The organism is Haloarcula sp. CBA1115 (genome assembly GCF_000827835.1).
In the GTDB taxonomy this organism is placed as follows: Archaea; Halobacteriota; Halobacteria; order Halobacteriales; family Haloarculaceae; genus Haloarcula; species Haloarcula hispanica.
Genome location: NZ_CP010529.1, coordinates 615450 through 639791, shown reverse-complemented (window position 1 = coordinate 639791; position 24342 = coordinate 615450). Strand labels below are relative to the sequence as shown.

25 protein-coding genes, 1 tRNA gene and 2 pseudogenes are annotated in these 24342 nt (G+C 63.9%); 17 read left to right on the top strand and 11 right to left on the bottom strand.

What is annotated here, in order from left to right:
- Nucleotides 1–29 precede the first annotated feature (29 nt).
- The 6 genes from SG26_RS03020 to phoU all read left to right on the top strand — a co-directional run bounded on the left by SG26_RS03020 (nt 30) and on the right by phoU (nt 6123).
- Nucleotides 30–1733: a hypothetical protein gene (locus SG26_RS03020; RefSeq protein WP_050036801.1), complete on the top strand. Its 1704-nt coding sequence runs from the start codon at nt 30–32 to the stop codon at nt 1731–1733.
- Nucleotides 1734–2218: 485 nt separating this feature from the next.
- Nucleotides 2219–2932 carry a hypothetical protein gene (locus SG26_RS03015; protein WP_050007171.1) on the top strand — a complete coding sequence of 238 codons (714 nt, stop codon included), beginning with the start codon at nt 2219–2221 and terminating at the stop codon, nt 2930–2932.
- Nucleotides 2933–3328: 396 nt separating this feature from the next.
- Nucleotides 3329–3457 (top strand): hypothetical protein, encoded by a 129-nt coding sequence (locus tag SG26_RS21860; RefSeq protein ID WP_255355535.1) that lies wholly within the window; start codon nt 3329–3331, stop codon nt 3455–3457.
- 159 nt (nt 3458–3616) lie between these two features.
- Entirely contained in the window at nt 3617–4948 is a 1332-nt protein-coding gene (trkA, locus tag SG26_RS03010) for a Trk system potassium transporter TrkA (RefSeq protein WP_050036800.1), read from the top strand.
- A 57-nt stretch (nt 4949–5005) separates the two neighbouring features.
- Entirely contained in the window at nt 5006–5317 is a 312-nt protein-coding gene (locus SG26_RS03005) for a hypothetical protein (protein WP_050007164.1), read from the top strand.
- Between the two features lie 125 nt (nt 5318–5442).
- On the top strand, nt 5443–6123 hold the full coding sequence (gene phoU / locus SG26_RS03000) for a phosphate signaling complex protein PhoU (RefSeq protein WP_050036799.1): 681 nt from the start codon (nt 5443–5445) through the stop codon (nt 6121–6123).
- A 308-nt stretch (nt 6124–6431) separates the two neighbouring features.
- Here the strand turns inward: phoU and radB are convergent, their stop codons facing one another.
- On the bottom strand, nt 6432–7142 hold the full coding sequence (radB, locus tag SG26_RS02995) for a DNA repair and recombination protein RadB (protein WP_008311538.1): 711 nt from the start codon (nt 7140–7142) through the stop codon (nt 6432–6434).
- Nucleotides 7143–7196: 54 nt separating this feature from the next.
- Nucleotides 7197–8027: a hypothetical protein gene (locus SG26_RS02990; protein WP_050036798.1), complete on the bottom strand. Its 831-nt coding sequence runs from the start codon at nt 8025–8027 to the stop codon at nt 7197–7199.
- A 163-nt stretch (nt 8028–8190) separates the two neighbouring features.
- Between SG26_RS02990 and SG26_RS02985 the strand changes: the two are divergent.
- Nucleotides 8191–8940: pseudogene (locus SG26_RS02985) on the top strand (hypothetical protein); the annotation flags it as partial.
- A gap of 55 nt (nt 8941–8995) precedes the next feature.
- Here the strand turns inward: SG26_RS02985 and larC are convergent.
- Both larC and SG26_RS02975 read right to left on the bottom strand, forming a co-directional pair.
- Nucleotides 8996–10317, bottom strand: a pseudogene (gene larC / locus SG26_RS02980) (nickel pincer cofactor biosynthesis protein LarC).
- 75 nt (nt 10318–10392) lie between these two features.
- Nucleotides 10393–10809, bottom strand: coding sequence for a universal stress protein (locus SG26_RS02975; RefSeq protein ID WP_050036797.1), 417 nt, complete (start codon nt 10807–10809; stop codon nt 10393–10395).
- A gap of 200 nt (nt 10810–11009) precedes the next feature.
- Here SG26_RS02975 and SG26_RS02970 point away from each other — a divergent pair, with 200 nt between their 5' ends.
- Both SG26_RS02970 and SG26_RS02965 read left to right on the top strand, forming a co-directional pair.
- Entirely contained in the window at nt 11010–13235 is a 2226-nt protein-coding gene (locus SG26_RS02970; protein WP_008311543.1) for a CDC48 family AAA ATPase, read from the top strand.
- Between the two features lie 188 nt (nt 13236–13423).
- Nucleotides 13424–14437, top strand: coding sequence for an NADP-dependent oxidoreductase (locus tag SG26_RS02965; RefSeq protein WP_050038238.1), 1014 nt, complete (start codon nt 13424–13426; stop codon nt 14435–14437).
- A gap of 17 nt (nt 14438–14454) precedes the next feature.
- On the opposite strand, the gene SG26_RS02960 is transcribed toward SG26_RS02965, so the two are convergent.
- Nucleotides 14455–15597, bottom strand: coding sequence for a CBS domain-containing protein (locus SG26_RS02960; protein ID WP_050007162.1), 1143 nt, complete (start codon nt 15595–15597; stop codon nt 14455–14457).
- Nucleotides 15598–15705: 108 nt separating this feature from the next.
- Here SG26_RS02960 and SG26_RS02955 point away from each other — a divergent pair, with 108 nt between their 5' ends.
- A complete protein-coding gene (locus SG26_RS02955; protein WP_050036796.1) occupies nt 15706–16026 on the top strand; it encodes a lycopene cyclase domain-containing protein in 321 nt (106 codons plus the stop codon).
- A gap of 181 nt (nt 16027–16207) precedes the next feature.
- Nucleotides 16208–16699 carry an HTH domain-containing protein gene (locus SG26_RS02950; protein ID WP_050036795.1) on the top strand — a complete coding sequence of 164 codons (492 nt, stop codon included), beginning with the start codon at nt 16208–16210 and terminating at the stop codon, nt 16697–16699.
- Nucleotides 16700–16710: 11 nt separating this feature from the next.
- On the opposite strand, the gene SG26_RS02945 is transcribed toward SG26_RS02950, so the two are convergent.
- Complete coding sequence (locus tag SG26_RS02945) at nt 16711–17064, bottom strand: hypothetical protein (RefSeq protein ID WP_050007161.1); 354 nt, start codon at nt 17062–17064, stop codon at nt 16711–16713.
- A gap of 283 nt (nt 17065–17347) precedes the next feature.
- A tRNA-Val gene (locus tag SG26_RS02940) sits at nt 17348–17422 on the bottom strand.
- Nucleotides 17423–17600: 178 nt separating this feature from the next.
- Here SG26_RS02940 and trpD point away from each other — a divergent pair.
- The 4 genes from trpD to trpG are packed head-to-tail and all read left to right on the top strand — an operon-like array spanning nt 17601 to nt 21458.
- A complete protein-coding gene (gene trpD, locus SG26_RS02935) occupies nt 17601–18596 on the top strand; it encodes an anthranilate phosphoribosyltransferase (RefSeq protein ID WP_044952246.1) in 996 nt (331 codons plus the stop codon).
- Nucleotides 18593–19237, top strand: coding sequence for a phosphoribosylanthranilate isomerase (locus SG26_RS02930; protein ID WP_050036794.1), 645 nt, complete (start codon nt 18593–18595; stop codon nt 19235–19237). Before trpD ends, SG26_RS02930 begins: the two co-directional genes overlap by 4 nt.
- Nucleotides 19234–20838 (top strand): anthranilate synthase component I, encoded by a 1605-nt coding sequence (gene trpE, locus SG26_RS02925; RefSeq protein ID WP_050036793.1) that lies wholly within the window; start codon nt 19234–19236, stop codon nt 20836–20838. The genes SG26_RS02930 and trpE overlap by 4 nt, the downstream gene beginning before the upstream one ends.
- Complete coding sequence (gene trpG, locus SG26_RS02920; RefSeq protein WP_050036792.1) at nt 20835–21458, top strand: anthranilate synthase component II; 624 nt, start codon at nt 20835–20837, stop codon at nt 21456–21458. Before trpE ends, trpG begins: the two co-directional genes overlap by 4 nt.
- Here trpG and SG26_RS02915 read toward each other — a convergent pair.
- Nucleotides 21455–21643, bottom strand: coding sequence for a hypothetical protein (locus tag SG26_RS02915; protein WP_014040833.1), 189 nt, complete (start codon nt 21641–21643; stop codon nt 21455–21457). The two genes, trpG and SG26_RS02915, sit on opposite strands and share 4 nt — an antisense overlap.
- 138 nt (nt 21644–21781) lie before the next feature.
- Between SG26_RS02915 and SG26_RS02910 the strand changes: the two genes are divergently transcribed.
- A complete protein-coding gene (locus tag SG26_RS02910; RefSeq protein ID WP_050036791.1) occupies nt 21782–21982 on the top strand; it encodes a hypothetical protein in 201 nt (66 codons plus the stop codon).
- A gap of 1 nt (nt 21983) precedes the next feature.
- Here the strand turns inward: SG26_RS02910 and pyrF are convergent, their stop codons facing one another.
- A complete protein-coding gene (gene pyrF, locus SG26_RS02905; protein WP_014040831.1) occupies nt 21984–22817 on the bottom strand; it encodes an orotidine-5'-phosphate decarboxylase in 834 nt (277 codons plus the stop codon).
- A gap of 120 nt (nt 22818–22937) precedes the next feature.
- Between pyrF and SG26_RS02900 the strand changes: the two genes are divergently transcribed.
- Nucleotides 22938–23420, top strand: coding sequence for a hypothetical protein (locus SG26_RS02900; protein WP_049943000.1), 483 nt, complete (start codon nt 22938–22940; stop codon nt 23418–23420).
- Between the two features lie 136 nt (nt 23421–23556).
- Here SG26_RS02900 and SG26_RS02895 read toward each other — a convergent pair whose 3' ends face one another.
- Together SG26_RS02895 and SG26_RS02890 are read right to left on the bottom strand one after the other, a co-directional pair.
- On the bottom strand, nt 23557–23901 hold the full coding sequence (locus tag SG26_RS02895) for a hypothetical protein (protein ID WP_050036790.1): 345 nt from the start codon (nt 23899–23901) through the stop codon (nt 23557–23559).
- Nucleotides 23901–24341 carry a DUF2240 family protein gene (locus SG26_RS02890; protein ID WP_008311569.1) on the bottom strand — a complete coding sequence of 147 codons (441 nt, stop codon included), beginning with the start codon at nt 24339–24341 and terminating at the stop codon, nt 23901–23903. Before SG26_RS02890 ends, SG26_RS02895 begins: the two co-directional genes overlap by 1 nt.
- Nucleotide 24342 lies beyond the last annotated feature (1 nt).

Here is a 24342-nt window from a genome sequence, read left to right as displayed (position 1 = left end):
ATATTGTCCCGCTGTGACACTCGTACTGTATGAGACACCGGATCGTGAGCGGGATCTGCGCTTTACTCCTCCTCTTGACAGTCGCGTCTGTCTCCGTAGGTGTCGCTACCGCAGCGGACGCCGGGCAGTATGCTGAATACACAGCGGCGGGCAACGAAACAGCGCCGGCGATACAGTCGGCCGAGCCCACACAGGCTGCTGCGGACGGGCCGAACGGAACCGCGTTCGTCTGGGAACGGATAGACGGCGAGCGGGTCAGCGGGTATCGGATCGCAGTGACTGTCAGTTCGCCGCAGGAAAACCTCTCAGTCTGTGCGCGTGCGAACGGGTCGGCGACATGTACGTCGGTCGGCCCGAACGGAACCGCAGCCCTCACAACCCCCGGAACGGCGGGGCTCGATGATCTCTCTATCTCGCTCTCCAACACGAGCTCTAACACCACGCTAGATCGGCAGTCGGTGTCTCTACAGCCGATTCAGCGTGCCGGTGATATTGACGACGACGGGCTCAACAACAGCAACGAGGTCTCTCAGGGGACAAATTTCACTGATGCTGACACTGACGGAGACGGGCTGACGGACGGTGCGGAAGTCCACCAGCACGGGACGGACCCAGCGGCCGAAGACACTGACGAAGACGGTGTCGCCGACAGGACTGAGCTTCAACAGGGTACCGACCCGCGACAGAGCGACACGGACGGCGACGGGTTGTCGGACGAGCGCGAACTGTCACTTGGGACGAATCCGACCGTCGCCGATACTGACGGCGATGGGCTGTCCGACCAGCGAGAGGCGTCCGGCAAGACCGACCCGACCGACGCAGACACGGACGACGACGGTGTTCTCGACGGTCGGGAGCTGGAAATTGGCACGAACCCAGTACAGGCTGACACTGACGCCGATGAGGTCGCCGACGGGCGAGAGCTGGCCATAGGCACGGACCCGACAGTCGCAGACACTGACGGAGATGGGGTAACAGACGGGACAGAACTCGAAACGGGCACCGCACCTACCGAGAGCGATACGGACGATGACGGCCTCGACGACGGAAAGGAACTGGCGGCTGGCACGTCCCCGACCACCGCTGATACCGACGGCGATGGTCTCAGCGACGGGCGCGAGGTTTCGGACCTCGGAACGGACCCGCTCGCGGCCGATTCGGACGGTGACTTCCTGACCGATCGCCAGGAAGTCGCCTGGGGAACGAATCCGAACAGCATGCTGACGCCAGTCTGGGTGACGAGTTCGCTTCTTGGGTTCCTCATTGGGATCGGGGTGGCAATCGCGGCGATCAGGCGTGGCTGGGTCACGGAGCTTTCCGTGGCGGCCAGACTGTACATCTATCGCCGCCTCGAACTGGACCGAGAGATTATCGAGGTCAACCGTGAAATCGAGGCGACGGACAGGGTGGCCGAAGCTGACCGTGCAGACATCGACGCGGACACCGCGGCTGAAGCCTTCGAGCAAGCCGACTGGGAACTCACCCCTGACGCGCGGCTCGTGAAACTGATGCTGCAAGTCGAGAACGGCCGTATGCACCAGACCGACATCGTCGAGGCGACGGACTGGTCGAAAGCGAAGGTCAGCCGCCTCCTTTCGCGGATGGTCAACGACGACGAGGTCGTCAAGATCCGTCTCGGCAGGGAGAACCTCATCTGTCTGGAGCGGGCGAAACCCGCAGCCGCGAACTCGCCACACGCAGGCGATATCAAGCCACCGACGCCCGGCGGATAAACTGGCTCACGGCTCGGATAGCCGGGTCGATAGTGGCATCACTGTTCACTACCGGCGTTTTTCGGGTGTGTCTCCGCCAAGTGAAACTATTCGCCACTGTCACGACAGTCGCAACTGAAGCCACACCGATAGCCGACAGACACATAGAAACGATAACTTTCGCCCTCTGACCCTTCTATGGCCGACAAACGGCAGAATTAGCCCGAGAAACAACGCCTACCGCAACTGCACATATGTGTATTTGTAGACATTATTTACCGTCGTAGTGATGAAACAATTTAGTATGCTGTGTGAAACAGCCGTGGAACAGAGTTCTTGACCCGAAACCCCCAGCAAATAGGTGTAGGCACTTCAGAACGTTATTTTATCGCACGTTGGCCCCGGGTAAGTCGGCCATTATCGACCCGTTAAATCGGTGAAACAGTCGCAATCGGCGGAACAGTCGACCCGGTATATGTCGGTTGCTGGAAAAGGAACGAGCGAACATGTCCATAGCTGAAACGACTTCCGACCCCACGACAACTGAGGCCGAGGAGTCCGCGACAGAGGAGTCGTCGTCTTCGGAGTCCACATCGAGCGACGAACTCACCCGCGACGACCTCTTCCACGTCCTCCAGTGTCGTCGCCGCCGCTTAGTCCTCAAGTACCTCCACGAACACCCCGGCGACGAGCCGGCCGATATGAGCGATATCGCAGAACACATCGCGGCGCTGGAACACGACACGACAGTCGACTCGCTCCGCTCGAAACAGCGCCAGCGCGTCTACATCGCGCTGTACCAGTCCCACCTCCCGAAGATGGACGACGCGGGCGTCATCAACTACAATCAGGACCGCGGACTCGTCGAAGCGACCGCACTCGCGGACTCCTTCGACGGGTATCTCGACGAGGAACCATCGCTCCTGTCGACGCCGGACGCGGAGTCGACGCCGTCGACTGAGTCCGTCATCGATCACGACCGGACAGGTGCTCACACCTCGGCCGATGAGCGGTGGTCAGGTCGGTATCTCGGGACCGCGTGTGCCACACTGATTACGGTCGGCGGACTCGCACTTAGCGGGGTCACAGTGCCGGGCATCGCCGTCGCGCTCGTCGTGAGCGTGGTGTTTGTAGCACTGGCGGTGAGCCATCGGCTCTCACTGTCGGCACCACAGTCACTTGCTGACCGTCTGCGGGCCGCTCTCGATACGGAGAAATAAGCTACGTACTGGAGAGATGCGTGACACAGTGGCACACCCGGAGGCGGATAACGCTTGCTGCCGACAGTCAGATCTAGTGCAGTCCATCTTCTCGTACTCGCGTCCACAGCCACGTCTACAAATAGTCACTAAGCTGCCAGCGTGACGGTGAGTGGCAGTCACGCCGACTAGCGACGGGAGAGTAGTCACCTGCTACTAAGCGAACGGTCCGCCAAGTGTCCGCCACGCGTTGGCCAGAATCTTGGACAAGATCTGTGTAGCTATCGCGTCGCAGTCGCCGAGGTCGGTTCGACGAACAGACCGACGCGAGCGACCGACAGAAGTACGTGTCTACCGGCCAGGTAGCGGGCGTAAAGAAGCATATAATCAAACGGTGGGGCGACAGAGGAAGTGTGTATGACCGACTACGCCAGTATGCGAAAGGCTATCGAAGAGACGAAAGAGTCGTTCGATGCGGTCGAACGGTTCCAGCGTCGGTCAGCCCTCTGTCCCTGGTTAGACGTGCCGCTCCGAGATGAGCCGTAAGTGGCTCGAAGGCTGCATCTTCACCGATAGATCAGCACTCGTTCATCGCCGGGTTCGATAGCCCGGCCGCCCCGATGGAGTTGGCCTGCCAGCCGGATGAAAATACACTTCACCTATCGGTGGAAAGCTGATGCACATGTATCAGGCGGAGGCACAGCCGTGTATATCGTAATCGTCGGTGCGGGCGAGGTCGGTTCGAACATCGCCGAGAGCCTCGCCGAAAGCCACGAAGTCGCCGTTGTGGATATCGACCCTGACCGTGTGGAGGCCCTGATGTACGAGGCTGACGTGCTCGGCGTCGAAGGAGATGGCGCGGAACTCGACACGCTCGCAGAGGCCGGTATCGAGAAAGCCGACGTACTCATCGCCAGTACCGACGACGACGAGACGAACATCGTCACCTGCGGGACGGCGGTAACGGCCGCCGACCCGTTCACGATTTCCCGCGTCAAGAGCGCGAAGTTCCTCCGGACTTGGGAGAAGTCCGGTGGCGCCTTCGGCGTGGACCACATGGTTGCGACGAACCTGCTCACCGCGGAGAACATCGCTCGCGTCATCGGGCTCCCCGGCGCGCGTGACGTGGAAACGTTTGTCGACGGGCAGGTCCAGATGGGGGAGTTCGAGGTTCGTGAGTCTAGTCCAATCACGAACCTGACCGTCGCGGAGGCTGACCGCTACGAATCCCTGACCTTCGCTGCCGTATTGCGTGACGACGAAGTCATCATCCCGCGTGGGGAGACAGTCATCAAAGCAGGCGACGATCTCGTCGTCATCGGCAGCTGCGAGAGCGTTCGCCAGTTCGCGACCGAGATCGCACCGGAGTCGGAGGCGACCCAGAACGTCCTCATCGTCGGGGGGAGTGATGTCGGCTATCACACCGCACGACTGCTCCAGGATCGCGGCATCAAGCCACGGCTCATCGAGCAAGACCACGACAGAGCGCGCGAACTCGCGGAGGACCTGCAGGGAACCACCGTGCTTGAGAGTGATGCAACGGATAGCGAGTTCCTCGAGCGCGAACACGTCTCAGACGCCGACGCCGTGGTTGCGACGCTCGACAGCGACGAAAAGAACCTCCTGGTGACGCTGCTGGCCAAGCGGCTCGGCGCGGAGCGAACCGTCGCCGTCGTCAACTCCGGCGAGTACGTCGACCTGTTCGAGGCCGTCGGCGTCGACGTGGCCGTCAATCCCCGCGAGACGACCGCCGAAGAGATTACGCGGTTCACCCGGGAGTACGACGCGACGAAGGTTGCTATCATCGAATCCGACCGCGCCGAGGTGCTGGAAATCGAGGTAGCCGCCGACAGCGTCCTCGCCGGGCGGCCGATTCAGGAATCGGTGCAGGAACTGCCGACCGGCGTGGTCATCGGGGCCATCAGCCGCGGCGGCGAACTGGTCATCCCCCGTGGTGACACCGTCATCGAACCCGGCGATCACGTCGTGGTGTTCGTCGACGCCGACTGCTTGGAAGCGGTCAACGACAAACTGTAGCCGCGCCGAGGCGGTCGCTCCCAAGGGACTAAGCCTGTCTCCCGCCTCAGCCAGTGTATGGCTCCCGTTGCGGACCGTCTCGTGCTCTCGTTTGCCCCCAGCATCGCCGATGGGGACCCGTGGTCAGGCGTCGATACCGAGTGGATAGCCGACGAACTCCGCGGGGACACCTATCAACAGTACCTCCGACGCGCCCACGGCGGCCCAGTGGCTGTTGGCGATGAGTGGGACGAGTTCGTCAGCTGTGGCTGTGCAACGCCACAGGACGTGGTGTTGCGCGTCGAGCGCGTCGAGGGCGGGACAGCACTCGGCGACGCGACGACGCTGGACGTTCGTCCCCGTGACGACGCCGAGACGGTGCCACAGTAGCCGGTTCTCGCTGTCGAGCTCCCTGTCCCCGCATAGCACGCCGGCTGCAACCGTCGCGCCGGTCGGTATCGGGAGATATTGGGAGAAGGGAAAGGCTGATGCATACCACTAGCACATTCCGGACTATGCCACGCGATTCCTATCAGGAGGGACTGAACTCGCTCCGCGAGGATGTCCTCTATATGTCAGAGATCGTCCTCGAGCGGCTCCGGCTTGGCCTGGATGCGCTCGAACAGAAAGACGAGGAGATGGCCCGGGAGGTCATCGAGGGTGACCACGAGATCAATCAGCTGTATCTCGACCTCGAACAGGACTGTATCGACCTGCTGGCGCTGCAACAGCCGGTCGCGTCCGACCTCCGCTTTATCGCCGCGTCGTTCAAGATCATCACCGACCTCGAACGTATCGGTGACCTCGCCACGAACCTCGGCGAGTACTCCTTGGAGGCCGAACGCGACGTGTACCCCGAGGTCGACATTCAGGAGGTCGCCGACGTGACCATCGAGATGGTCGAGAACGCCATGGAAGCCTACGGCGACGAGAGCGCCGACCAGTGCTACGCTATCGCCGACATCGACGACGAGGTGGACGAACGCTGTGAGGCCGCCTCCGAGACGGTCGTACGCGACCTCATCGAGCGTGAGATCGACGCCGACTCCAGCGAGGCCGAAATCGAGCAGTTGATGGCCGACGTATCCCGCCTGCTGCTGACGATTCGGGACATCGAGCGGGTCGGGGACCACGCTGTCAACATCGCCGCGCGGACGCTGTACATGGTCGAGAACGACGACGACCTCATCTACTGAGAGTACCTTTTTACTGCAGGGGGTTTCCTCGCGCCTGCGGCGCTGCGGGAACCCCCTTTGCAAAAATCTACGCTAAAAACGACCTCCGAGTCGCGGCCAGGGCCGCGCTCGGAGCGAAACCGCGCTTGCTCCGCTCGCGCGGTATGCATTAATTACGACAGCCACAAAACCGCGACAGCCACACGCCTCCCCAGCCGACTGCGTTGCTCGGCTCGCTCCGCTCGCCTGTGCGACTCGTCCCTCGCGCTTACGACGCGGCCGTCGCCGCGACGGCGCGCGCCTGACAGCACTGCTTCTCGACGAAAAGCCTACTTCGGCGTCTCGGGCGTGTCGTCGCCCACGAGTCCCGCGTCGGTGATGCGGAACTGGGCCGTGTCGCCGGCCGGTTTGGCACGGTGTTTCTCCAGCGTGGCGCGACGGTTGCCGCCGCGGAACCGGTCCAGACGGACGATTGCGCCCGACCAGTGGTTCAGGGTGTGGCCGCCAAGCGCCGTCGAGCGGTCGCTGTCCGGGTCGGTGAACACCTGGTTCGTGTACAAGACGGCAATGTCGTGTTTGCGGGCCAGCGAGAGCAGGTGGGTGATCTGGCGGGCCACGTCCCGCAGCGTCTCGCCGCCGTCCTCGTCGTCCCGGCGGAGCCGATAGAACCCGGTCGCGCTGTCCAGCACGATGAGTTCGACCTCGGCCGCGAACTCGGCGGCGTCCTGAACGGCCTCGGCCTGCTCGTCGTAGTCCAGCGCCTCGGTGATGATGAGTCGGCCAGCGAGGTCGTCCACCGTCTGGGCCGTCCCGCGTGCGCGACCTTTGGCGACCTGCTCCATGCGGTCTGCGGAGAGCCCCTCAGTGTCGATGTACAGCGCCGCGTCGCCTGCGGCGGCGACTTCCATCACCGCCGAGAGGGCGAAGTTAGTCTTCCCGGCCGCTGGCGGGCCGTACACCTGCGTGACCGCGCCGCGTTCCAGCCCACCACCCAGGAGGTCGTCGATTGCATCACACCCGGTCGGGACGTACTCGCTCACGGGCAAGGGTTGGGCAGGTTCCGATAAAAACGCTGGTACCTGGCAGCGCTACTGTCAGTCGTCCGAAAGCCGCTCGGCCAGCGTCCATTCGACGAGCGACACATCGTCGATTTCGGCCGTCGCAAACCGCAGGTCCGACCCCCATTTGCGGGTGACGACGAGCGATTCGGCGTCGAGGTCGTAGGATTCCAGGTCTTCCCAGGCATAGAACCGCCTGGCGACCGGCAGTCTGATTTCCAGACCACGTTCGGTCGCAACGGCGGTTCGGGACCCGCCCGTCGAGAGGAGGACGAACCCAGCGGGGAACAGCACCTGGCCGGAGTACTGGAGCAGGGCGATATCGAACACCGCACCGACGGCGAAGCCAATGGTCGCGACGCCAGCGATGGCTCCGCCGACGTGCAACCGCCGGCGCTGTGCAGACTCGGGCCAGCTCGCTCGCCAGCGGGTCAGCTCGTTCGTGTCTGCGGTGACCGCAGCGGCGTACCGCGTCTGTGCCATGGTCGCGATAGCAACTCCGAGTAAAAAGGCCAGCAGGCCGAAGAAGAACGCCAGCACGCCACTGATTCCAGTCGTCTCCAGCGACGCAAAGCCGACGACAGCGTACCCAACCGCAATCACCGGCAGAAGCCAGCGTGCGCGAGTCGCGCCGAGTGTAACAGCCACTGTCGGTCGACTGGTGAGTATCCAGGCCGTCCCGGTGGTTACAAGCCCGAACGTCACGATCAGTGCCAGATACAGCGTCCAGGCTTCGGTGACGCCGACACGCTCGATGAGCGGTATGACTGGCGGTGCTAGAATTAAGCCCAGATAGGCACCACTGACACCACCGAACAGTGGGTCTGACGCCGCGTCTTCTCCATCAGTGCTGGCCGCTGGACCCATCACTGACACTCCAGTTAGCTGTTATAAAAATCCTGTCAAACGTAATAGGGATCGGGGAGATTCTTATCTGGATGTATTATCAAGTACCTCGTAATTATCTGCAACATATACGCGGACCACTGTACCCCCACATTTGTAAGTAATCGGCGGCCGAAATCCGGTCGTGATTGTCGTCGCCACCGAGGACTTCGAAGTGTACCACGGCGTCGTCAACGAACTCCGCGACCGCGGCGTAGCGTTCACGACTATCGAACCGGGCGACGAGTGGCCCGAGGGGGCCGACGTCGCGGTCATCGCAGCCGGGGAGTCGGTCGAGATCCCTGACGGCGTCGACGTCGTGCAGGCGGACCCGGACGCGCCGCGGCGGGCCGTCGAAGCCGTTATTTCGACACTCCGCGGTGGCGACGGTCGCACCGTCATCGGCATCGACCCCGGCGAGCGACCGGGCGTCGCGATTCTCCACGGTGACATGGTCGTGGCAGCGTTTCAGGTGCCCGCGGCGGAGGTCGGCGAAATCGTCCGCGAGGAGGTCGAAGACGCTGTCAATCCGGTCGTTCGCATCGGCGACGGCGCACGGCTCGTCGGCGCGCGCATCATCGACGACATCCAATCCGTGCCGGTGGAACTGGTCGACGAAACGGGGACGACGCCGTATCTCGGCTCCGGGGCGCGCGGGATGGGCGACGTGTTGGCTGCGGTCAACATCGCCCGCCTCGACGGCGAAGAAATCGAGAGTCGGACTATCGAGCCCACGGCTGGAGAACTCCAGAAGATCAAGGACCGCTCCCGGGAGGAAAGCGACACGAACCGGGCGATCAGCGAGGACCTCGCCCGGCAGGTCGCGACTGGCTCGCTCACCGTCGAGGAGGCGCTGGCGGAACACGACAGCGATAGCCCGGCCGACGAGAGCGAGGGGAAGCCGGCGAGGAAGCGGCCCATTCAGAAGACGAAGCAGCCGACGAGAGCGGTTAACGCGAAACCATCCGCTCGGCCCGCTGCATCACTTCACGGACGGGAAGTCCGGTCGCATCCGCGACAGCCGCGGCGTCGTCGTACTCCGTACTCACGTCGAACACCGTACCGTCGGTGTCGCTTGCGATCTTGACCGTGACCTCGAACTCCTCGCCGTCGACGGAGAGCGCGGCCGTCTCGTACTCGCGGTCGGCGACCCAGCGGTGACCGGCCCCGGACTCGCGGACGCCGAGCGTCCCGGTTTCCTCGGCAAGCCGACGCGCGACCCGTTCGGCGTCGTCCGGTCTGCAGATGACTTTGACGATGTGGCCGGGCCGGGACTTCTTCATCGTCGTCGGCACGATCGACACGTCGCGTGCGCCGACCTCTGAAAGCGAACGTTGGAGGTCGCCGAGTACCTCGGGCGGGGCGTCGTCGACGTTCGTTTCGAGGACCGTGATTTCGTCGCGGCGGAGCCGCCCGCGCCGTCGCCGACCAGCGCCCGCAGGACGTTGGGCCGGTCGTCGAGGTCCCACCCGCCGGCGCCGTAGCCCGACGCGTCGATATCGAGCGGTGGCAGCGACTCAGTGCCGTCCGCGATGTGGGCGAGAATCGCCGCGCCGGTCGGCGTCACCAGTTCCCTGTCGATAGGGCCGCCTTGCAGCGACCAGTCGGCCCGCTCGGCGATCTCGACTACCGCGGGAGTCGGAACCGGGTAGGTGCCGTGGCTCATCTCCACGCTCCCGCCGCCCGTCGCCAGCGGCGTCGTTACGACCCGCTCGACGTCGAGGTCATCCAGCAGGAGACAGGCACCGACGATGTCGGCGATGGCGTCGTCGGCCCCGACCTCGTGGAAGTGCGTCCCGTCGAGGTCCGTCCCGTGGACCGACGCCTCGGCCTCGCCGAGGATCTCGAAGATGGCCAGCGCGTCCGCCTTGACGGACTTCGAGAGGTCCATCTCCTCGACGAGTTCGACCACCTCGGCGTACGTTCGGCTCGGGCCGTGGCCCTCGGCGTGGGTGTGGTCGTGCTTATCGTCGCCGTGATCGTGGGAATGTGAGTGGGCGTCTTCAGCGTGGCTGCGCTCCTCGTCATGGTCGTGGGAGTGAGAATGTGAGTGGTCGTGGCCCCCAGCGCCGTCGCTATCAGCGTCGGTCAGCAGTACCTCGACGCGCGTGGCGGCGATGCCGCATCGGTCCACCTCGGAGACGGCGTACTCGATAGCGAGTGCGTCCTCGACCGGCGCCAGGGCGTCGCGGTCGGCCCCGGCAGCCAGTAGCGCCCCCAGAAGCATATCGCCGGCTGCGCCCATCCGGCCGTCGAAAGCGAGTGTTCGCATACACGGGGCGTCGCGCCCCGCGAGTAAAAGCCCTCATACTACGATTCCACCCAGCGTGTCGAGTCGCTGAACCGCTCAGGCCTGACGGACGATGTGGATGTCGTAGGTCTCGCCGTCGGTGACTTCGTCGATAGGGACGACGATGTCCTCGGTGTCGTCGCTGCCGAGGAACACGACGCTGGCGTCGACGTCGCGGGCAGTCTGTCTGATCGTCGTCGACAGTTCGCTGGTGGAGTGGGCGCTCACGTCGTCGTAGCGGAGTTCGGAGTCGTCGGTCGCCTCCTCGATTTTGCGCCGGAGGTCGTCCGCAGCGGTCTCGGCGGCGAAGTCCTCGGTCGGGTCGACGCGGCGGCGGCGCTCGGCGTAGTCGGCGCCAGTCGGAATAAACGCGACAGCGACGACGTCCTCGTCAAGCGCTTCAGCGTAGGTGACGGCGCGGTTGAGTGCCGCATCTGCAAGCGGTGACCCATCGAAGGGAACGAGAAATACCATACCGGCGCTATCGCGTCCAGCCTTATGAAACGCGGCGATGGCGGCAGCCTGTGTCACGGCAACCCAGACCGGTGGCTATTACCCCCTACTGTGCGGTGTGCTATTAGGTATCATATAAACCCGTCGCCCTGCGTCTTGGCCGCCGGTAGCATAAAGCATATCTCCGGGGCTACCCGAGTTCATTGTAAGCAGGCTCTACTATGAACGAAGTTCAATTGGAAGTGGCGAAGGCGTACCCGAACGACTCGGGACGCGGTATCGCCAGACTCGACCCCGATACGTTGTTGCATCTCAAGCTCTCCCCCGGAGACATCATCGAGATAGAGGGGAGCGACACGACCGCGGCCAAGGTGTGGCGGGCCGACCGGCAGGACTGGAACACTGACACTGTTCGCATCGACGGCTTCACGCGCCAGAATGCTGACGTGGGTATTGGTGAGCGCGTCACAATCCGGAAGGCCGAGGCCGAGAAGGCCGACAAGCTCGTTCTCGCGCCGCCCGAGGAAGCGTCGGTCCAGTTCGGCTCCGACGCCGCTGGCATGGTTAAGCGGCAGATATTGAAACGGCCGGTCGTCGAGCGCGACATCGTCCCGGTGATGTCCTCGACGAACCACCCGTTCATGCGCTCGCCCGGACAGGCCATCCCGCTCATCGCCGTCGAGACCGAGCCCGAGGGCGTCTGTCTCATCACCGAAGACACCGAGGTGGAACTCCGCGAGGAACCGATCTCCGGCTTCGAGAAGACCGGCGGCGGCATCACCTACGAGGATATCGGCGGGCTGCAAAACGAGATCCAGCGGGTGCGAGAGATGGTCGAGTTGCCGATGAAACACCCCCAGATCTTCAAGAAGCTCGGCATCGAGCCGCCACAGGGGGTCCTGCTCCACGGCCCGCCCGGCACCGGGAAGACGCTGCTTGCGAAGGCCGTCGCCAATGAAACCTCTGCCAGTTTCTTCTCTATCGCCGGCCCCGAGATAATCTCGAAGTACTACGGGGAAAGCGAACAGCAGTTACGCGAGATATTCGAGGACGCGAGCGAGGAATCGCCCTCGATCATCTTCATCGACGAGCTGGACTCCATCGCGCCCAAGCGTGAGGACGTGACCGGCGAGGTCGAGCGCCGGGTCGTCGCCCAGCTGCTGACGATGATGGACGGCCTCGAATCGCGGGGGCAGGTCATCGTCATCGCCGCGACGAACCGCGTCGACAGCGTGGACCCGGCGCTGCGTCGCCCGGGCCGCTTCGACCGCGAGATCGAGATCGGCGTCCCGGACGAAGTCGGTCGCGAGGAGATCCTCCAGATTCACACCCGCGGCATGCCGCTGTCGGACGACGTGAATCTGGCGAAGCTGGCGACGGACACGCACGGCTTCGTCGGAGCCGACATCGAGAGTCTCACGAAGGAGGCCGCGATGAAGGCGCTCCGGCGCTACCTTCCCGAGATCGATCTGGACGAGGAGGACATCCCGCCGAGCCTCATCGACCGGATGATCATCAAGCGGGACGACTTCAAGGGCGCACTCAACGAGGTGAGTCCGTCGGCGATGCGGGAGGTGCTGGTCGAGCTCCCGAAGATGTCCTGGGACAACGTCGGCGGCCTCAGCGGCCCCAAAGAGCAGGTCCAGGAGGCCGTCGAGTGGCCGATGAACTCCCCGGAGAAGTTCGAGCGCATGGGCGTGACGCCGCCCTCGGGGGTGTTGCTGTACGGCCCGCCCGGCACCGGAAAGACACTCATGGCGAAAGCCGTCGCCAACGAGACCGACGCGAACTTTATCTCAGTCCGTGGCCCGCAACTGCTCTCGAAGTGGGTCGGCGAGAGCGAGAAGGCCATCCGGCAGACGTTCCGGAAGGCCCGCCAGGTCGCCCCGACCATCATCTTCTTCGACGAACTCGACTCGCTGGCACCGGGTCGGGGCGGCGAGATGGGGTCGAACGTCTCCGAGCGCGTCGTCAATCAGCTCCTGACCGAACTCGACGGGCTCGAAGAGATGGAGGACGTGATGGTCATCGGCGCGACCAACCGGCCGGACATGATCGACCCGGCGCTCATCCGCTCGGGCCGGTTCGACCGCCTGGTGATGATCGGCGAGCCCGACGTCGAGGGCCGCGAGCAAATCCTGAAAATTCACACGGACGACACGCCGCTGTCGCCCGACGTGAGCCTGCGCGAACTGGCCGAAGTCAGCGACGGGTTCGTCGGGTCGGACCTCGAATCCATCGCCCGCGAAGCCGCCATCGAGGCGCTCCGCGAGGACGACGACGCGGAGGAAGTCGAGATGCGTCACTTCCGGCAGGCGATGGACAGCGTGCGGCCAACCATCACCGACGACATCCGGGAGTACTACGAGCAGATGGAAGAGGAGTTCAGAGGCGGTTCCAGTCCGCAGCGCCAGGCCGGGACCGGCGGCCGGATCGGCTTCCAGTAACTCCGGCGCTCACGGTTCCTGCTCCTCGCTGTGATTCGAGCGCGATTTTTCGGTTTTGCTGTCCCCGATCAGCGATGCCCCTGCCGCCGGCCGCACAACACCTGTGGATAATTATTAGATAAACTATACAACCGGTGTTTGTTTCTCCTTTCGAAGCCCCCTTTCGGGTCCCAAGTGTATAGGGGATGATGTCGAACACTAACCGCGTTTACAGGCTAGCAAAGCGGCCCGAAGGGACTCCCGACCACGATACGTTCGAGCTTTCCGAGGAAGAGATCCCGGAACCGGGGCCTGGCGAGGTGCTCATCAAGACGCTGTACCTCTCTGTGGACCCGTATATGCGCGACCGGATGCGCGACAGCGAATCGTACGAGGAGCCGTGGGACGTGGGCGACGCGCTCCGCGGTGCCGTCGTCGGTGAGGTCGTCGAATCCAACGGTGCGCGGTTTGACGAGGGCGACGTCGTCACCGGCGAGCTAGAATGGGCGGAGTACGCCACGGCACCCGGACCGGTACTGACAGAGGTCAATCCGGAACTCGCACCGATTTCGACGGCTCTCGGTGTTCTGGGGATGCCGGGCCTGACAGCGTACTTCGGCACCCGAGACGTGGCACAGCCCTCGGCCGGCGACACGTTCGTCGTCACCGGGGCTGCCGGGGCCGTCGGCTCCGTGGCGGGCCAGCTCGCCAAGCTCCAGGGCGCACGCGTCGTCGGCTTCGCCGGCTCCGACGAGAAGGTCTCGTTCCTCGAAGACGACCTGGGCTTCGACGAGGGGATCAACTACAAGACGACCGACGATTATCGGGCCGCGCTGGACGAGGCCGCACCGGACGGCGTCGACGCCTACTTCGACAACGTCGGCGGACCGATTACCGACGCGGTGTTCACGCGACTCAACACCGACGCGCGTGTCGCCGTCTGCGGACAGATCTCGCTGTACAACAGCGAGGAAGTCCCGATGGGGCCGCGCAAGCTGACTCAGGTCATCCAGTCCCGGGCGACCGTCGAAGGGCTTCTCGTCTCCGACTTCGAGCCGCGGTTCGAGGAAGCGACGAAGCAGCTCGGTCAGTGGGTCGCCTCGGGCGACATCTCCTACCGAGAAACCGTCACCGAAGGCATCGAGAACGCGCCCGACGCGTTCCTCGGGCTGTTCGAGGGCGAGAACATCGGCAAGCAGCTCGTGCAGGTCGCCGAGCGATAGAAAAAGCGAGTATCCGGTTATAGTTCGCCGAGCTTACGGAGGAGTTGGCCGCGGTACTCCTCGTCGGCCTGGACGCCTTTCAGTTCGAGGACGTTGCGCTCTAGCTTGTCGAGCGCGACGTTGAACGCGGTTTCAGCGCCGTAGCCTTCGCCGGAGCCGGCCGCCTGGCCTTTGTTGGTTCGCAGGCGGATCTGACACTGTATGAGCGGCGTGCCACGGAGCTTCTCCTTGTGCTCGTGGAACCGGACGTGGGCGTGCTGGACCTGCATCGCCCCGTACTTGTCCGCGACCGCCTCGATGTCGGACCGGATGTCCGCACGGGAGATGGTGTCAAGCAGTTTGATGTTCGTAATCTGGACGTCCATGTGTTCCTCCTCGGTGTAGGTCAGCGCGCGGAGCACGTCGGTTTTCGTGAGGATGCCGGCGACGTGGGTGTCGTCGTCTTCCGGCGTGACGACGAGCCCGGCGAAGTCGTTTTCCAGCATCCGCGCGACGGCGTCCTCGACGGAGTCGCCGAGCTTCGCCGTCTCTACCGGACTACTCATCACGTCGTAGACGGGCATGTCGAGCACGCGCTCGATCTCGCCGGAGCGGTCGCCCCGCGTCGTCTTGTTCATGTCCCGGACGACGACGTCGACGATGTCGTGGCGCGTGACCATTCCGGTCAGGCCGTCGTCGTCACCGAGCACCGGCAGCCGGGAGATGCCGTGTTTCCGGAGGAGATTGACGACTTGCCCGACGTTGGTATCCTCGGACACCGTGATGACATCTCGCGTGTAGATGTCCTCGACGCTCAGCGCGTCGAGGTTGTCGAGAACCGCGTCGAGGATATCGTCCTCGGTGACGATGCCCCAGAGCTCGTCCGCCTCGAACACCGGCGCGAGCTTGACTCCACCCTCGACCAAGACGCGCGCGACTTCGCGCACGTCGTCGGTGCGCTCGACTTTCGGTGCCGAGCGCGTCATCGCCCCCGCTTTCGCGTTGTCCTCGACGTGGGACTGGACCAGCTGTTTCTGCGTGATAACGCCAGCGTAGTCACCGTCTTCCGTGACGATGATACCCTTGGGGTTCTCGCGTTCGAAGATAGACCGGACTTTCCCCAGGCGCTTGTTGGCGTCAACCTCGACAAACTCTCTGGTGGCGATATCAGCAATATCCATCGTTCTTCACAGTTCGTAGATTCGACGTGTGGGGTTATCAAGGTTGGTTTAGTCCCCGGAAACCGAGAGACGAACTAAGCTTTAGGCCCTTGGGTCTAAGGTCAGTGTATGCTGCCCGACATTGGCGTCTTCGGTCCCTACACATATCTTGTCACAGAGGTGGTCTGGGGGAGTATTGCCCTCGTGCTGCTCTGGCGTGCGAACGCCCTCCGGATGGCGGCCAAGACCATCGTCGTGCTCTATCCGATTGCCTACGTCTGGGACTGGTACACCCTCACCGTCGGTGTCTTCGCGATCAAACTCCGGACCGGTGTCGACCTGCTCGGGATTCCCATCGAAGAGCACATCTTCATGATCGTGGTTCCCGCGCTCATCCTCGGCATCCACGAGAACCTCCACGGTCTTTCGTCCGGGTCAAACGCCGAATAGTCAGTAATCGAATACTGGTTTCAGTTGTTAACTACTCCTGCGTTAGCGTTACAACTGGAAGTAGACCATCTCACAAGAAATGGGGATTTCGTGCGTATCAGGGCCTGAAGACACAATCTGTCCTATGCAGACATCTCTCACAGTACCTATATGTGTCAGCCGGGAGTGCTGTCTGATAGCTATGAGTGATACTATCCCGACACCTCACATCGAGCTGTACGTTCGGTCGATGCTGCCCGACGGCGCACACGAACGACAGGAGGCGGTCATCGACCGTCTCCAGACGCTCGACGAGAACGACCACATCGACGGGTTCAACGTCATCGTCTGGGGCAAGCAGATCGCACCCCAGTCGGCCGCCGCACGGACGGAGGAAGGGACGTACATCCTGAACCGCGTCGCCGAGTTCAAGCAGTGGGCGCTGACCAACAACGTCTCGCTGGAATCCTTCTATCAGGACACGACCGTTGACTCAGAAGTGGCGGAATCGGCGTACGACACCATGGCGCTACCAGTCATGGGGCTGGCTGAGTACGACGGCAACGAACTCGTCCACGTCGCACCCTGTACGAAAGGCGATGTCGTCCACACGATTACGGACCGGCTCGAACGCCTCGAAGCGGGCCAGCCACCCGCCCTTGATCAGGAGCACGGCGGGGTGAGCGTCGTCTAACGAGGGATCGGTTACGAGGACCGGACCGTTTCGATATACGACGTGAACTCGTCTGTCGCCGACAGCACTTCGAGCACTTCGTCCGGGTCGCCAGCCAGTTCGTACCCAGGCCGTCCTTTCCCCGTCGGTGACTCCGTCTGTTCGGTTCGTAACAGCCCCTTGTCGGCGAGCTGGCCCAGCGCCGATATGACCTTCTGGCGCTCGACGCCGCCGAACGGCTGTCGGTCGATATCCGCGAGATGTGCCTTCGCCGTCTGGGTCACATGATAGGAGTGGGCCGGCGTTTCGCCGGCCGTTTCGAGTTCTGCAACCGCCAGTAGCACGAACTGTTCGAACGCGTCCGCCGACTGGACCTGATCTCTCATATAGATGACTCTAACGCGGTTGGGGCAAGAAACTATGGGACGACTCTGTCGGTCCGGTGATCTCATTCCGATTCTGTTGAAACGCACATCCGTCGGAATCACTTACTCGACGATAGTAGAGACAGACGACGAACGCGACTGGCTACGCTCGTCGGCTACGTCGTCAGAAATGGGTTCGGGCGGATTGTGAACCAGAGAAAGACTCACTTCGTTCGTCTTTCAGGGTTCAAATCCGCACTCACGCGTAGATTCGTCGCTCGCGGTTTGCTTGCGACAGAAGTAGTGGGTTCGGGCGGATTTGAACCGCCGGCCTCCTCCATGTCAAGGAGGTGTCATAACCGACCTAGACCACGAACCCTCACTGCGAGGTACACCACATTGTTTCCGATGGGTATAATTGAAGGTTTCGAATTCCGTATCACCACGTTGTCTGTTGATTGCCCACACATACTCGTCGGCGAGCAGGGGTCCCGATAGGCTTAAGTCAATGTACGGATTTGTACATCACAACACGAAAAAGTCCATTGGTGAATACAATGAAAGAGTATATTGAACGCGTCACTGACGGTGACGACCTGACACAGGACGAGGCCCGAGCCGTTGCGACGACTGTCTTCGAGGATGCGACAGAGGCACAGATCGGTGCGCTCCTGACGGCACTGCGGGCGAAGGGGGAGACGGAGGCCGAGATCGCCGGCTTCGCCGAGGGGATGCGTGACGCCGCACGGACCATTCGACCGGACCGCGAGGGGCTTGTCGACACCTGCGGGACCGGCGGCGACGACTACAACACGATCAACGTCTCGACAACGAGCGCCATCGTCGCTGCCGGGGCTGGCGTCCCCATCGCCAAACACGGCAACTACTCTGTTTCTTCATCTTCGGGGAGTGCCGATGTGCTCGAAGAAGTCGGCGTCGACATCGAGGCCGAACCGCCGGCCGTCGAGGAGACTATCGAACGAGACGGCATCGGTTTCATGCTCGCTCCCGTGTTCCACCCGGCCATGAAGGCCGTCATCGGCCCGCGCCAGGAGCTCGGGATGCGGACAGTCTTCAATATTCTCGGCCCGCTGACGAACCCCGCTGACGCGGACGCGCAGGTGCTTGGTGTCTACGACCCGGACCTCGTGCCCGTGATGGCAGAGGCGCTGGCCCGACTGGACGTCGAACGAGCGCTGGTCGTCCACGGTGACGGCCTCGACGAGATCGCTATCCACGGCGAGACGGCTGTCGCGGAGGTCACCGGCGACCGGATCGAGGAGTACACCATCACTCCGGAGGATATAGGGCTTGAAATGCACGACATCGAGACCATCTCCGGGGGATCGCCCGAGGAGAACGCCGCCGACCTCCGTGGCATCGTCACTGGCGACGTGACCGGTGCAAAGCGGGATATCATTCTCGCGAACGCCGGCGCGGCCATCTACGTCGCCGGCGTCGCCGACACGCACGAAGCGGGGGTCGAACAGGCCCGACAGGCCATTGAATCGGGCGCGGCGGCCGACAAACTCGACGACCTGATCGGGGCATGACGCGCGTGAAGATCTGTGGCGTGACGGACAACAAGGACCGCGACGCCGTTATCGCGGCTGGCGCTGATGCGGTCGGCGTCATCCACGGCGTCCCGGTCGACACGCCCCGAGAGGTCGACGAGAAGACAGCCACGACGCTCGTCGATGGCGTCCCGCCGTTCGTGACGAGCGTGCTGGTGACGATGCCGACGACGGTTCAGGAGGCCGTCAGGCGCATCGACAGGGTCGAACCCGACGCAGTGCAGGTCCACGACGGCCTCTCACCGGCCGAGCTCGGGGCTCTCGCCAGCCGAATCACTCAGGACATCGTCTCCGTGGTCGAGGCAGACGCGCCGGCCATCGAAGACTACGCCGACCACGTCGACGCCTTGCTCGTCGATTCGGTCGACGCCGACGGCGGCGGTGGCACGGGCGAGACACACGACTGGGAGCGTACGCGCGACCTCGTCGACTCGCTGGACGTCCCCGTCGTGCTGGCCGGCGGATTGACTCCCGAGAACGTGGCTGAGGCCGTCGAGACTGTCAAGCCGTTCGCCGTCGACGTGGCGAGCGGCGTCGAGTCCTCGGGCGGCACGAAAGACCACGACGCCGTCGAGCGGTTCGTCCGGAACGCCACGCGAGCGTCGGAGGGTGGGGTATGACCCTCGATATCTCCCGCGCGGAGTTCGTCGAACACGCCAAGGCCGACCGCCCGGTCGTCGTCCGCACCGCCGCAGAGCTGGCTGTCGACGTGGAGCCGTTGACCGCGTATTCGGCGCTGACCGGCCGCACGAGCGACGTGGCCGCAAACGACTACACGTTCCTGCTGGAAAGCGCCGAGAAGGTCGCCTCAAGCGACCCCGACGGCGCGTTCGCGCCGGAGACCGACGACCGCCACGCCCGCTTCTCCTTCGTCGGCTACGACCCGCGCGCCGTGGTCACCGTGACCGGCGACGAGAGCGAAGTCGAGGCGTTCGACGACCGCTACGCCGACCTCGTGACGACTGACGGCGGCGACGTGGTCGACGACCTCCGGGCGGCGATGCCTGACGTGGCGCTGCGGAACTTCCCGGAGATGGACCGCCAGCACCTCGAAGGCGGCCTCGTCGGCTTCCTCTCGTACGACGCAGTCTACGACCTCTGGCTCGATGAAGTCGGTCTGGACCGGCCCGACTCGCGGTTCCCTGACGCCCAGTTCGTGCTCACGACATCGACGGTCCGCTTCGACCACGTCGAGGACACTGTCTCGCTTGTGTTCACGCCGGTCGTCCGCCAGGGCGAGGACGCCGGTGACCGCTACGACGAACTGGTCACCGAGGCCGAGCGCGTCGAAGGCATCCTCTCGGACCTCGCCCCGCTGGAGACCGGTGGCTTCCGCCGCGAGGACGAAGTCGCCGGCCCCAGAGACGAGTACGAGGACGCCGTCGAGTGCGCCAAGGAGTACGTCCTCTCCGGGGACATCTACCAGGGCGTCATCTCCCGAACGCGGGAGCTGTACGGCGAGGTCGACCCGCTGGGCTTCTACGAGGCGCTCCGTGCGGTGAACCCGTCGCCGTATATGTACCTGCTGGGTTACGACGACCTGACTATCGTCGGCGCGAGCCCGGAGACGCTCGTCTCCGTCGCTGGCGACCACGTCGTCTCGAACCCTATCGCGGGGACGTGCCCGCGCGGGAACTCCCCCGTCGAGGACCGCCGCCTCGCCGGCGAGATGCTCGCTGACGGCAAGGAGCGGGCCGAACACACCATGCTCGTCGACCTCGCGCGCAACGACGTGCGCCGGGTCTCCGAGGCCGGCAGCGTCCGCGTCCCGGAGTTCATGAACGTCCTCAAGTACAGCCACGTCCAGCATATCGAGTCGACGGTGACGGGCCGGCTCGCCGAAGACAAGGACGCCTTCGACGCCGCCCGCGCGACGTTCCCAGCGGGAACGCTCTCGGGCGCGCCGAAGATCCGCGCCATGGAGATCATCGACGAACTCGAACGCTCGCCACGTGGCCCCTACGGCGGCGGCGTCGGCTACTTCGACTGGGACGGCGACACCGACTTCGCCATCGTCATCCGCTCGGCGACGGTCGAGGACGAGGGCGACCGGGACCGCATCACCGTCCAGGCCGGGGCCGGCATCGTCGCGGATTCGGACCCCGAAAGCGAGTACATCGAGACCGAGCAGAAGATGGACGGCGTGCTGACGGCGCTGGAAGGAATCGAAGAGACTGGAGATCAGTCGTCAGCCGACAGCCCCGAGGAGGTGACCCGATGAGCGCGTCACAGCCCGCCGGCGAGGAGGCCGTCAGGGACGACCTCCGCGTGCTGTTCGTGGACAACTTCGACTCATTTACGTACAACCTCGTCGAGTACGTCTCCGAACACGCCGAGACTGAAGTCGTCCGGAACACGGCATCACTCGACGATGTCGAGGTGTTCGACCCCGACGCGATCATCCTTTCGCCGGGCCCGGGCCACCCGAAGAACGAACGGGACGTCGGCGTCACGCTGGAGGTCCTCCGGGAAGTCAGCCCCGACGTGCCGACGCTGGGCGTCTGCCTCGGCCTCGAATCGGCGGTGTACGCCTACGGCGGCACCATCGGCCGCGCGCCGGAGCCGATTCACGGCAAGGCGTTCCCCATCGACCACGACGAGCAGGGCGTCTTCGCGGGACTGGAACAGGGGTTCCAGGGCGGGCGCTATCACTCGCTCATTGCAGAGGACGTTCCCGAGGAGTTCGTCGTCAGCGCGACGACGGAGACCGAGGACGGCACGGAACTGGTGATGGGCGTCCGCCACCGCGAGCACCCCATCGAAGCCGTCCAGTTCCATCCGGAATCTGTCCTGACTGCGGTCGGTCACGACGTGATCCGGAACTTCCTTGCTGGGCTCTAGATGACCTGAAAGCCCAGCATTCCGAGTATCCAGAGGACGGCGACGGCGATGATCGCGATGATGATGAGCCGCCACGCCACCTTCATCACGAGCCGACCGACCAGTAGCACCACGGCGATAGCCAGCAAGCCGACGAGTATTGCTGGCAGTGACGGAAGCGATCCAAGCTGGAGGAGTGGTAACATATTATAGAGAGGAATGCCCACGGGGAAATACTTCGTGGCTCTCTTGTGGCTCTCCGGTTCTCTGTGTTCGTTCTGGCGGACTAACTACCGCAGTCACGCCGCCAAAGATTCAAACCATCAGGTATGCTACATCCTGACATGAGCGTAGCCGGACTGTGTGAACTCTGTGAGCGCCCCGACGTGGACCACACCTGCGATAGATGCGGGCGACTCGTCTGTGACCGCCACTGGGACGAGGACACCGGGATGTGTGTCGAGTGCGGTGCGGAGGTCGGCCAGCCGAGCGACCGGAAATCACCGGAGAACATGCCCGACGGCGTGGACACGTACCGGTTCTAAGCTATCGGAACTGATTCAGTCGCTGTTTGAGCTGTTTCGCGGACTGTCCGGCGGCCTTGAAGAACGCGTCACCGGAGTCGTCGCGCCGCGTGTCGGCGTCCTCGCCGGCGAAGATGATGCCCCGCGAGGAGTTGACGAGGCCGACGCCGTCGGCGAGACCGTGCTCGACGGCCGCTTCGGCGTCGCCACCCTGCGCGCCGACGCCGGGGACGAGGAACGGAATGTCCGGAACTAATTCGCGGATTTCTTCGAGTTCGTCGGGGTTGGTCGCGCCGACGACGAGTCCGACGTTCCCGTTCCCGTTCCAGAGGTCCGCGAGGTGGACCACGCGCTCGTAGAGCTTCTCGCCGGAGGCCAGTTCGAGGTCCTGGAGGTCCTCGCCGCCGGGGTTGGACGTGCGCCCCAGCACGAACACGCCCTTGTCCGCGCGCTGGAGAAACGGCTCCAACGAGTCCCGGCCGAGGAACGGGTTGACCGTGATGGCGTCGGCCGCAGGCCCTTCCTCGTCGTCGAGAATCCGGGCGTACTGCCGCGCCGTGTTGCCGATATCGCCCCGCTTTGCGTCGAGCAGCACGGGCACGTCCTTCCCGTGTGCGTAGGCGATGGTCTCTTCGAGGGCGCGCCAGCCGTCGGGGTCCTCGTAGAAGGCGGCGTTCGGCTTGTAGCAGGCGGCGTGTTCGTGGGTCGCATCGATGATGCGGCGGTTGAACTGCCAGCGCGGGAGGTCGGCGTCCAGCACGCTGTCGGGGAGGCGGTCGGGGTCCGGGTCGAGGCCGACCGACACCACGCTGTCGGCGGTCGCGATTCGGTCCGCGAGACGGTCGAAGAAGTGCATAGATACCGCGGCGGCTGGCAGCGATACAAGCGTTTCCTTCTCGCGTCGTGCCCGCTTCGATGGAATCAGATTTGATATTCTTCCCCGTGTCTATTTCACAACGCAGGTAGAAGCCCGCTCATGGACCGTTTCATGGATGTCGGCCATGTGGCCGAGACCCTCCCAGACCTGAGCGAAGCTCTGGACGACCCGCGGCTGCGGCAGTTCGGACTCGTCGGTGGTGTCCTGCTCGTGGCCGTCGGCGCGCTGTTGTCGCTCGCGCCCGCGTCCGGACAGTGGCTGTTCTGGTCGTACGCTGTCGCGGCAACGCTGGTGTTTATCGGCGTTCCGCTGTTGTGTCTCGGCCTCGCCGCTCCCGACCCGGAGCCCGGGTCGCTGTTCCATCTCGGCATCGAACTAACGACGACACAGCGCCGGGCCGTCGCGCTGGGGTCGCTCTGTATCACCGCGACACCGATTGTCATCGCCGTCGGAACGCCGCTCGGCCTCCCGACGCTGGTGCTTGCTATCGCTGCCGCGACAGCGGTGCTCGGTTCCGTGCTCGTCCTCACTGGCTTCGTCGCGTGGACGTCCGCGGCTATTGCCGAGCCGAGTCGTCACTGATACTGTTGGCTGTAACTATTTTAAGATATTCGCCACCCCGGGTGGCGAAATTCTTTACAGACGTACAGCCGACAGTATGAGTACAGCTATTTCAGTCGGAGTCGCAGCCAACCGTTTCTTTCTCCGGAAAACCCTCCTACCCCGAGAGGGACTGCTCCAGCACGTCGACCGCGGCTTTCACCGCCGCGCCGCTGTGAACGACGATGGTTGTCCCGTCGACGGTGAGATCATCACGCTCCGGAACGGCCCCGGGCTCCTGCTTCAGGAGCAATCGGGCCGTCGCCGGCGTTACCTCGACGATTGCCACTTCGTCGTCGTCGGCCGTCACGCGGTAGGCGAAGGCCCCGTCCGGCGTCGGGTCCACGTCCCTATCGGCATCGACGACGGACACGTCGGCAAGCGGCCCGCGCTGGAGGCCGGTCAGTTCCGAGGCGAGCAACTGTCCGATCCGTCGGCCGTCAGCAATCCTGTCTTTGACCATTAGAGCTCCTCCCGAACGTCGGCAGCGATGGCTTCGACGTCGACACCCTCACTCCGCGCGTACACCACGGCCGCGGCCTCGAGCGTGACACCGATGTCGGACTGGAGCGCGTTGATACCGGCGACAGCGGTCTGTTTCTCGATGCCGGCCTCGACGACCGCATCGAGCACCCGCTCGAACGTCGACCGCGACTGCAGGATTTCCTCACCCGGCGTGAACCCGTCCGGAATCGCGGTGTGTGTCGCGTCGAAAGCGACGACGAGGTCGTCCTCGTCCCGTTCGACCAGCCCCTCGCTCGCGGCCACGTCGACCAGCGTCTTGGCCTGGTCGGGCGAGAACCAGTTCCGGTCCAGCGAGAGCGCGACGACGAACTCGCTTTCCGCCATCCGGTCGGTTCCACGCTGGCGGAACGGTGCGGCGACGGCCGTCTTCAGACTCATC

Coding starts and splice junctions, on each gene's coding strand:
- SG26_RS03020 (WP_050036801.1), top strand. CDS start 30: ATGAGACACCGGATCGTGAGCGGGATCTGCGCTTTACTCCTCCTCTTG.
- SG26_RS03015 (WP_050007171.1), top strand. CDS start 2,219: ATGTCCATAGCTGAAACGACTTCCGACCCCACGACAACTGAGGCCGAG.
- SG26_RS21860 (WP_255355535.1), top strand. CDS start 3,329: ATGACCGACTACGCCAGTATGCGAAAGGCTATCGAAGAGACGAAAGAG.
- SG26_RS03005 (WP_050007164.1), top strand. CDS start 5,006: ATGGCTCCCGTTGCGGACCGTCTCGTGCTCTCGTTTGCCCCCAGCATC.
- phoU (WP_050036799.1), top strand. CDS start 5,443: ATGCCACGCGATTCCTATCAGGAGGGACTGAACTCGCTCCGCGAGGAT.
- SG26_RS02990 (WP_050036798.1), bottom strand. CDS start 8,027: ATGGGTCCAGCGGCCAGCACTGATGGAGAAGACGCGGCGTCAGACCCA.
- SG26_RS02975 (WP_050036797.1), bottom strand. CDS start 10,809: ATGGTATTTCTCGTTCCCTTCGATGGGTCACCGCTTGCAGATGCGGCA.
- SG26_RS02970 (WP_008311543.1), top strand. CDS start 11,010: ATGAACGAAGTTCAATTGGAAGTGGCGAAGGCGTACCCGAACGACTCG.
- SG26_RS02965 (WP_050038238.1), top strand. CDS start 13,424: ATGTCGAACACTAACCGCGTTTACAGGCTAGCAAAGCGGCCCGAAGGG.
- SG26_RS02960 (WP_050007162.1), bottom strand. CDS start 15,597: ATGGATATTGCTGATATCGCCACCAGAGAGTTTGTCGAGGTTGACGCC.
- SG26_RS02955 (WP_050036796.1), top strand. CDS start 15,706: ATGCTGCCCGACATTGGCGTCTTCGGTCCCTACACATATCTTGTCACA.
- SG26_RS02950 (WP_050036795.1), top strand. CDS start 16,208: ATGAGTGATACTATCCCGACACCTCACATCGAGCTGTACGTTCGGTCG.
- SG26_RS02945 (WP_050007161.1), bottom strand. CDS start 17,064: ATGAGAGATCAGGTCCAGTCGGCGGACGCGTTCGAACAGTTCGTGCTA.
- trpD (WP_044952246.1), top strand. CDS start 17,601: ATGAAAGAGTATATTGAACGCGTCACTGACGGTGACGACCTGACACAG.
- SG26_RS02930 (WP_050036794.1), top strand. CDS start 18,593: ATGACGCGCGTGAAGATCTGTGGCGTGACGGACAACAAGGACCGCGAC.
- trpE (WP_050036793.1), top strand. CDS start 19,234: ATGACCCTCGATATCTCCCGCGCGGAGTTCGTCGAACACGCCAAGGCC.
- trpG (WP_050036792.1), top strand. CDS start 20,835: ATGAGCGCGTCACAGCCCGCCGGCGAGGAGGCCGTCAGGGACGACCTC.
- SG26_RS02915 (WP_014040833.1), bottom strand. CDS start 21,643: ATGTTACCACTCCTCCAGCTTGGATCGCTTCCGTCACTGCCAGCAATA.
- SG26_RS02910 (WP_050036791.1), top strand. CDS start 21,782: ATGAGCGTAGCCGGACTGTGTGAACTCTGTGAGCGCCCCGACGTGGAC.
- pyrF (WP_014040831.1), bottom strand. CDS start 22,817: ATGCACTTCTTCGACCGTCTCGCGGACCGAATCGCGACCGCCGACAGC.
- SG26_RS02900 (WP_049943000.1), top strand. CDS start 22,938: ATGGACCGTTTCATGGATGTCGGCCATGTGGCCGAGACCCTCCCAGAC.
- SG26_RS02895 (WP_050036790.1), bottom strand. CDS start 23,901: ATGGTCAAAGACAGGATTGCTGACGGCCGACGGATCGGACAGTTGCTC.
- SG26_RS02890 (WP_008311569.1), bottom strand. CDS start 24,341: ATGAGTCTGAAGACGGCCGTCGCCGCACCGTTCCGCCAGCGTGGAACC.